Origin of the sequence: Nocardia sp. No.11 (genome assembly GCF_038752175.1) — a bacterium.
GTDB classification, from domain to species: Bacteria; Actinomycetota; Actinomycetes; order Mycobacteriales; family Mycobacteriaceae; genus Nocardia; species Nocardia canadensis.
Genome location: NZ_JBCGFB010000186.1, coordinates 1 through 7,629 on the forward strand (window position 1 = coordinate 1; position 7,629 = coordinate 7,629).

The window sequence follows — 7,629 nt, forward strand, 5'->3', positions numbered from 1 at the left end:
GTCGATGCTGACATCGGCATCGGACTTCATCAATGCGTCGGCGGCATAGATACCGGCCGGTCCCGCCCCGACGATCGCCACGCGCAGGGCGGGATCGGCGGCTGTCATTTCCGGTACTCCGCGACGAAGGGGGTGTCCACGCCGAGATCACCGACCGCGGCGGCACTGCCCGGGGACCCGAGCGCGGCATCGCGGCCGGGCAGCGGCACGTCGAAGAACGCGGCATTGGCCGCGACGAAGTCCTCCTGCCCCGGCGCGATGTCCTCGGCGAGCGAGATCGCCTCGACCGGGCAGACCGGCTCGCACGCACCGCAATCCACGCATTCGGTGGGATGGATGTAGGCCATCCGGTCACCGGTGTAGATGCAGTCGACCGGGCATTCCTCCACGCAGGCGCGGTCCAGCACGTCCACGCAGGCGGCTCCGATGACGAAGGTCATGGCTGTCGTTCCTTCTCGTTCGGCTCGCCGAGCGCGGCGAGGATCTCATAACGCAGACGGGCGAATTCGGGCTCGAAACGGGCGCCCGGCGCACGGGGCGAGTCGATCTCGATCACCCGCTGGATGCGCGCCGGACGCGGGGTGAGCAGCACGATGCGGTCGGCCAGCAGCAGCGCCTCGTCGACGTCGTGGGTGACGAACAGCACCGTGGTCCGGCGCTGCTGCCACACCGAGATGAGCAGGCGCTGCATGTCGGCGCGGGTCTGCGCGTCCAGCGCGCCGAACGGTTCGTCCATCAGCAGCACCCGCGGTCGCGCCGCCAGTGTCCGCGCCAGTTGCACCCGCTGGCGCATCCCGCCCGACAGGGCACCGGGCAGATGATCACCGAAGTCGTTGAGCCCCACCAGGTTCAGCAGGTCCTGCGCCTCGCCCCGGCGGTCCCGGCGGGCCACACCCCGCAACTTCAGCGCGAATTCGATATTGCGGCGGGCGGTGCGCCACGGCAGCAGCGCGTCTTCCTGGAACACCATCGAGCAGTGCTGGGCCGCCGCCGCGCCGTCGACCGAGACCGTGCCGCCGATCGGGGGCAGCAGTCCGGCCATCGCGCGCAGCACCGTGGACTTGCCGCAGCCCGAGGGCCCGAGCAGCACGACGATCTGCCCGGCCGCGATGTCGAGATCCACTTCGGCCGCCAGGCTTTCGCCGTAGGCGATGCGCAGTCCGGCCAGCCGCACCGCGGCGCCGGCGCTCATCGCTGTGCCCTCGGCAGCCACCGGTTCACCCGGCGCCCCGCCAGTTCCACCAGCCAGGCGGTGAACCAGCCGAGCAGCCCGATGGTGAGCATGCCGACGATCACGCCCGGATAGTCCAGCAATCCGTAGGACTGCCAGGTGAAATACCCGATCCCGAACTGGCCGGAGATCATCTCGGCGCTGATCACGCAGATCCAGGCCACCCCCATCGCGACGGACAGGCCGGAGAAGATGCCGGGCAGTGCCCCCGGCAGCGCGATCTGGAACAGGATGTCGCGCCGGCGCGCGCCGAGGGTGTGCGCGGCCTCCTCCCACACGCGGGGCAACGCGTGCATGGCGTGGATGGTGCTCACCGCCACCGGGAAGAACGCGGCGAAGAAGGTGATGAACACGATCCCCTGCTCTCCCGTCGGGAACAGCAGGATCGCCAACGGCACCAGCGCGATCGCGGGGATCGGCCGGAAGACCTCGAGCACCGGCCGCACCAGGGCGCTGACGACGGCCGAGCGGCCGACCGCCATCCCGATCAGGACGCCGGACACCGTCGCCAGGCCGAAGCCGACCAGTATCCGCCGAGTGCTGGAGACGACGTCGCGGTAGTAGCTCGCCGCGCCGAGCTGGGTGCGGAACGCGTCGAAAACCGCGGCGGGCGTAGGAATTTTGTCGAAGCGCAACCACAGCACCACCTGGTACGTGGTGAGCAGATGCCAGGCCAGCAGCAGCGCCAGCAACGGAACGGCGGTCAGCGCCGTCCTGCGCGCTCTGCGGGGAATCGTGAAGCGGGTGGGTGACTGCGCGCGGGGCGCGGTGGTCTCGGGTGCCGCGACCGGGGCGGCGAGGGGTTGGGCGGAAACGGTCATGGTGAGCCTCCTGGTCTCACGTGACGGATCTAGCGGGCTGTCAGCGCTGCCTGGTAGTCGATGACCGCGGCGCCCGGATGAGCGGCGGCGTAGCGCTGCGCGTCGGCGCGGATCGCGAACGGCAGCAGGCGATCGTCGGGGCCCGCGCCGGGATCGCTGACCCAGGTCGCGGTCGCGGCGAACAGCCGGGTTCCGGTGCCGTGGTCGGGGACGTAGGCGGCGCGCACGGTGCCGCCCGCGGCCGCGATTCGGCGCAACAGGCAGGCAGGGGTCCTGGCGACCGCGGTCGTGGCGGTGTCGGCGAACCAGGCTTCCGAGGCGGTCGCGAGCCCGTCGACCGCTCCCCCGCACACGCTGTCGGTGCCGGTGAGCGTCGACGGCGGGGCCACCGAGGCTCGGGCGGTCTCGTAGTCGGCGCCGTAGACGGCCCGCACGTACCGATCGTCGACGAATTCATCGAGGTTCAGGTCGGAGAGCGCGCCCAGGCTCTTCAGGAACGGCAGCAGGGTGCCCAGCGCGTCGACCTGCTGTGGCTTGATCGTCGGATCGAACCCGACCAGGCCGTTCGGGCCGTTGTAGAGGTAGACGACTTCCGCGGGCAGACCCGTGACCTCGGCGACCCGTTGCGCGGCCTCGAGCGGATGCTGGTTGAGATAGTCGGTGACCTTGCGCTGGGCGGTGAGGAACGCCGTGACGATCTCGGGGTGCCGCGTCCCGAACCGTTCGTTGGCGACGACGGCATGGAAGGTCGGGATGCCCGCGCTGCCACCGTCGTAGAGCAGTCGGGCCTTGCCGTCGTAGACGAGTTTCTGTGGCCACGGCACGAATTGGGCCAGCGCGGCCACCTGGTCACCCTGCAGCGCCGAGGCGCCGACGGCGGGGTCCTGGCCGAGCAGTTTCACGTCGTCGAGGGTCATCCCCGCCGCCGACAATCCGGTGGCCAGCATGCCGTGGGCGGCCGAGCCGACACTGGTCGACACGATCTGCCCGCGCAGATCGGCCAGGGTCGCCGCGGGCGCGTCGAGCGGGACGACGATCTGGTTGAGCGAGCCGCGCAGGTTGTAGCCGGTGACCGCGATCAGCTCGGACTTCACATCGGCGTGATCGCGTGTCTTGGAGCCGTTCACCAGGATCGGGGCGTCGCCCATCGAACCGATGTCGACCTGGCCCGCCAGCATCTGGGCGGTCAGCGGTGGGCCCGCGGCGAAATCCTTCCACTCCACCCGGTAGGTCAGGCCGTTGGTCTTGCCCAATGCGGCGAGTTCGGCTTCGAAGGTGCCGCGGTCGCGCAGCAGGGTACCGGCGGTAACGGTGTTGATGGTCTTGGACTGGTAGCCGATGTTCACCGTGACGGTCTTGCCGTCGTCGCCGGCGCCGCAGCCGGTGGCCAGGGTGGCGACCGCGGCGGCGCCGAGCAGCAGCGCGGTCAGGCGTAAGCAGGTCGAGCTCATGGTCGGTCCGTTCTTCTCAACGCAACAGGAACGGGATGTTGACGGTGACGGCGCCGACCGGGCATCGCGCGGCACAGGGCCCGCAGTACCAGCATTCGTCGACGTGCATGTAGGCCTTGCCCGAATCCGGATGGATGGCAAGGGAATCGAGCGGACACATGTCGACGCACAGCGTGCAGCCCTCGATACAGGTGGCCTCGTCGACCGAGNGGATGGATGGCAAGGGAATCGAGCGGACACATGTCGACGCACAGCGTGCAGCCCTCGATACAGGTGGCCTCGTCGACCGAGACGGGGACATCGAGACGGGCATTGACCTGGGCCATCAGAGTTCCTTTCCAGAGTTGGCGATGCCGATGCGGGCGAAGGCGCGGACGTCGGCGTCCGGGTCGTCGAGTGCCCGTTGCAGCGCCGTGGTGATGTCGCGGCGCTCGGCGATCCGTTCGGCCAGTGCGCGCACCGCCGCCTTACGGACGTCGAGGTTGGGATCGGACACGGCCGCGAGCAGGGGCGCGGCCGCGAGTTCGGGGTCGGCCGCGCCGAGCGCGACCGCTGCCGCCTGCCGTACCTGCCAGGCCGGATCGGTCATCGCCGCGGTGGCGACGGCGGCGGCCTGGTCGTCGCAGCCGGTGCCGGCCAGGCTCGCCAGCGCGGCGGCGCGCACCAGCGGTTCCGGATCGTGCGCCAGGGTCAGCAGGGTGACCGCCCCGCGCGGGTCACCGACGGCGGCAAGCCCTTTCGCGACGCCGATCCGGACGTTCTGGTCCTCGTCGGCGGCCGCGGTGGCGAGTTCGTCGATGGCGTCGACCGAGGTCAGACCGCCCACGACGGTGCGCCGGACGGCCGCGTTCGGGTCGGCCAGCCGGGCGAGCAGTTCCCCGGCGCTCACTCTGCGGTGCCGCCACAGTGCCTCGATCGCGGCCGAGCGCACGGCCGGTTCGGGCGCGGTGAGGCACTCTCGCAGCGCCGCGTCGAACTCCGGCCCGGGTATCAGCACTTCGAGCAGTTCGGTGAGCAGCCCGATCGCGGTGTGGCGTACGTCGACATCGGCATCGGCCAGAGCGCCCGCAATGATCGGCGCCGCCGCGGCCCAGTCCTCGGTGGTCTCGCTCAGCACCGACAGGGCCGTCCGCCGGACCTCGGGATCGACGTCGCGGAGATACGGGGTGAGCTCGTCGAGTTCCGGGCACTCCTCGGCCAGGTCGAGCAGGGTCAGCAGGCGCGCGCTCATCGGGCACCCCACGCGCCGACGAGTTCGGGGGCCGCGACATCGGCGACGCCGTCGGGCCGCACGAATCCGGGGACCGGCACGATGTACGGCGCGACCGGGCGGGTGCGGAACTCCATCGACCCGGTCGCGCCGCGAAAGAGGTTGAGGTGGCAGAACCATTCCGCGTCGTCGCGCGCGGGCCAGTCGGCGCGCTGATGGTAGAGCCCCCAGCGGCTTTCGGTCCGGCGCAGGGAGGCCCGCGCCGCCATCTCGGCACAGTCGCGGATGAAGCTCACTTCGGCGCAACGCATCAGTTCGTGGGGTGTCTGCCCGCCCATGGCGGCGATCTCGTCCCGCATCCGCTCGAAGGCGGCCACCCCCAGCGCCAGGTAGGACTGCGCTTTCGGCGGTTGCAGGTAGTCGTTGACGAAACGGCGCAGCTTGTATTCCACCTGCGGCTGCGGCGGACCGTCGGGATTGCGCAGCGGACGATAGATCAGCTCGTGGGCGGCCTCGACCTGGTCGGCGGGCAGCTCGGGATGGGTCGCGCCGCGGGCGAAGGCGCTGGCGTGCTCGCCGGCGATGTCGCCGTAGACGAAGGCGCCGATCATGTAGTTGTGCGGCACCAGCGCCATGTCACCGGCCGCGTACAGGCCGGGGACGGTGGTCGCGGCGTGTTCGTCGACCCACACGCCCGAGGCCGAATGTCCACTGCACAAGCCGATCTCGGAGATGTGCATCTCGATGTCGCCGGTGCGGTAGTCGGTGCCGCGGCCCGCGTGGAAGGTGCCGCGAGTAGGTCGTTCGGTGGTGTGCAGGATGCCTTCGATCTCGCGGATCGTGGCGTCGGGCAGGTGGCTCAGTTTCAGGTAGATCGGCCCGCGGGCGCTGTCGAGTTCCCGTTTGACCTCGGCCATCATCTGCCCCGACCAGTAGTCGCAGTCGACGAAGCGGTTGCCCTCGGAGTTGACCTGGTAGCCGCCGAACGGATTCGCGACATAGGCGCAGGCGGGACCGTTGTAGTCCTTGATCAGCGGGTTGATCTGGAAGCATTCGATGCCCGACAGCTCGGCGCCGGCGTGATAGGCCATCGCGTAGCCGTCCCCGGCGTTGGTGGGGTTCTCGTAGGTGCCGTACAGATAGCCCGAGGCGGGCAGGCCGAGCCGGCCGCACGCACCCGCGGCCAGAATCACCGCGCCCGCCGAGATGGTGACGAATTCGCCGGTGCGCGTATCGAAGCCGACGGCGCCGACCGCGCGCCCGTCCACGGTGAGCACCCGCACCGGCATCACCCGGTTGGAAATCGTCACCTTGGCGCGCACGTCGCGGGCCCGCAGGGTGCGGTAGAGCACCTTCTTCACGTCGCGGCCCTCGGGCATCGGCAGCACGTAGGAGCCCGAGCGGTGCACCTTGCGCACCGCGTACTCGCCGTGCTCGTCCTTCTCGAACTTGACGCCGTACCCCTCGAGGCGCTGCACCATCTCGAAGCCACGGGTGGCCGTCTCGTAGACGGTGCGCTGGTTGACGATGCCGTCGTTGGCGACGGTGATGTCGGCGACGTAGTCCTCCGGGCTGGCCTTGCCGGGCACCACGGCGTTGTTGACGCCGTCCATGCCCATCGCGAGCGCGCCGGAGTGCCGCACGTGCGCCTTCTCCAGCAGCAGCACGTTCGCGCCGTGGCGGGCCGCGGTGAGCGCGGCCATCGTGCCCGCCGTGCCGCCGCCGACGATCAGGACGTCGCAGACGAGCTCGCGCCGTTCGGTGAGCGGTGGGATCTGCATGGGGATCAACCCCTTTCGTTGGAGTCGCGGGCGACGGTGCGCCGCGGGGTCACCGGGACGCGGTCCAACCGCCCGGACAGCGAGAACCGGTCACCGCGATAGCGGATGTATTCGAGATCGACGGGCCGGCCGGAATCGGTGTAGGTGAGCCGTTCCAGGAACAGCAGCGGCGAACCGGCGCGGACTTCCAGCAGGCCGGCGACCGTGGGGTCGGCGGCGACCGCCTCGATCGCGACCGCGGCCGAGCCCAACGGCAGTCCGAGTTCGGCTTCGAGCAGGCCGAAGACGTCGCAGCCGGTGAGGTCCTGGTCGAGCAGGGGGATGCCGACGTCGGCCGTCAGGTAGCTGGCGTCCAGCGACAGCGGGGCGCCGTCGAGATAGCGCACCCGCTCCAGCGCGACGACCGGATCGCCCGGCTCCAGCTCGAGCCGTTCGGCGACCAGCGGCGTGGCGGGCACGACCTCGGCGAGCAGGACCCGGTTCACCACCCGGTCGCTGTGGGTCTGGAAGGTCTCGGCGAGCCCGCGCAGTCGGTCCAGACCCTGCACGGCCTTCTCGGCGACGACGAAGGTGCCCGCGCCCGGCACCCGATCGATCAGCCCTTCGTCGCGCAGCAGGGTGAGGGCGTCGCGGACGATATTGCGGCTGGTGGCGAAGTCGGCCGCGAGCTGGGCCTCGGCAGGCAGCGGCCGGGTGCCGTAGACGCCGCTGCGGATACGGGCGCGCAGGACGTCGCGGATGCGGCGGGCCGGTGCGCTGCGTCGGCCCGTGCCCGGATCGGGGGGCTGGGGCCGGGGCCGCGCCGAGGAAAAGGGAGTGGCTGTCATGCGGCACATGCTCCGAAGGCCGCGTTACGGCGGACGTTTCGGGCAATTACCGGGCCGTTACGCCAGTTACCGCTGCGACTCCGAGCCCTCTACCTGCGACGATGTCCCCGTGTCCGGTAGTCCCACCACCGGCGAGCGGGCGATCTCGAGTTGCGCGGCCCGATCGACGAGCAGTTCGCCCGGGCCCGAGGGTGGGGTGGTGCGGCGCCAGATCGCCCGGAACTTGCGGGTCAGCCGCGCGGCGTCGGCCGACGGCACCGCCACCAGCGCGCCGGTCGCCAGATCCGGCGCGGCGATCAGCCGGCTCA

6 protein-coding genes and 2 pseudogenes are annotated in these 7,629 nt (G+C 70.7%); all 8 read right to left on the reverse strand.

What is annotated here, in order from left to right:
• Positions 1-104 precede the first annotated feature (104 nt).
• A complete protein-coding gene (fdxA, locus tag V8688_RS30245; RefSeq protein WP_218716318.1) occupies positions 105-440 on the reverse strand; it encodes a ferredoxin in 336 nt (111 codons plus the stop codon).
• Positions 437-1,192, reverse strand: a complete 756-nt coding sequence (locus V8688_RS30250) for an ABC transporter ATP-binding protein (protein ID WP_342802224.1) — start codon at positions 1,190-1,192, stop codon at positions 437-439. Before V8688_RS30250 ends, fdxA begins: the two co-directional genes overlap by 4 nt.
• Positions 1,189-2,052: an ABC transporter permease gene (locus tag V8688_RS30255; protein ID WP_342802225.1), complete on the reverse strand. Its 864-nt coding sequence runs from the start codon at positions 2,050-2,052 to the stop codon at positions 1,189-1,191. The genes V8688_RS30250 and V8688_RS30255 overlap by 4 nt, the downstream gene beginning before the upstream one ends.
• 29 nt (positions 2,053-2,081) lie before the next feature.
• Positions 2,082-3,503, reverse strand: coding sequence for an ABC transporter substrate-binding protein (locus V8688_RS30260; protein ID WP_342802226.1), 1,422 nt, complete (start codon positions 3,501-3,503; stop codon positions 2,082-2,084).
• A 16-nt stretch (positions 3,504-3,519) separates the two neighbouring features.
• A complete protein-coding gene (locus tag V8688_RS30265) occupies positions 3,520-3,726 on the reverse strand; it encodes a 4Fe-4S dicluster domain-containing protein (protein WP_342802227.1) in 207 nt (68 codons plus the stop codon).
• A 102-nt stretch (positions 3,727-3,828) separates the two neighbouring features.
• Positions 3,829-6,494: pseudogene (locus tag V8688_RS30270) on the reverse strand (fumarate reductase/succinate dehydrogenase flavoprotein subunit).
• Between the two features lie 5 nt (positions 6,495-6,499).
• Positions 6,500-7,321: a GntR family transcriptional regulator gene (locus V8688_RS30275; protein ID WP_316574654.1), complete on the reverse strand. Its 822-nt coding sequence runs from the start codon at positions 7,319-7,321 to the stop codon at positions 6,500-6,502.
• Between the two features lie 66 nt (positions 7,322-7,387).
• A pseudogene (locus tag V8688_RS30280) lies at positions 7,388-7,629 on the reverse strand (hypothetical protein); the annotation flags it as partial.

Excerpts from the sequence above, each read along its gene's own strand:
- fdxA (WP_218716318.1), bottom strand. The coding sequence starts at position 440 with ATGACCTTCGTCATCGGAGCCGCCTGCGTGGACGTGCTGGACCGCGCC.
- V8688_RS30250 (WP_342802224.1), bottom strand. The coding sequence starts at position 1,192 with ATGAGCGCCGGCGCCGCGGTGCGGCTGGCCGGACTGCGCATCGCCTAC.
- V8688_RS30255 (WP_342802225.1), bottom strand. The coding sequence starts at position 2,052 with ATGACCGTTTCCGCCCAACCCCTCGCCGCCCCGGTCGCGGCACCCGAG.
- V8688_RS30260 (WP_342802226.1), bottom strand. The coding sequence starts at position 3,503 with ATGAGCTCGACCTGCTTACGCCTGACCGCGCTGCTGCTCGGCGCCGCC.
- V8688_RS30275 (WP_316574654.1), bottom strand. The coding sequence starts at position 7,321 with ATGACAGCCACTCCCTTTTCCTCGGCGCGGCCCCGGCCCCAGCCCCCC.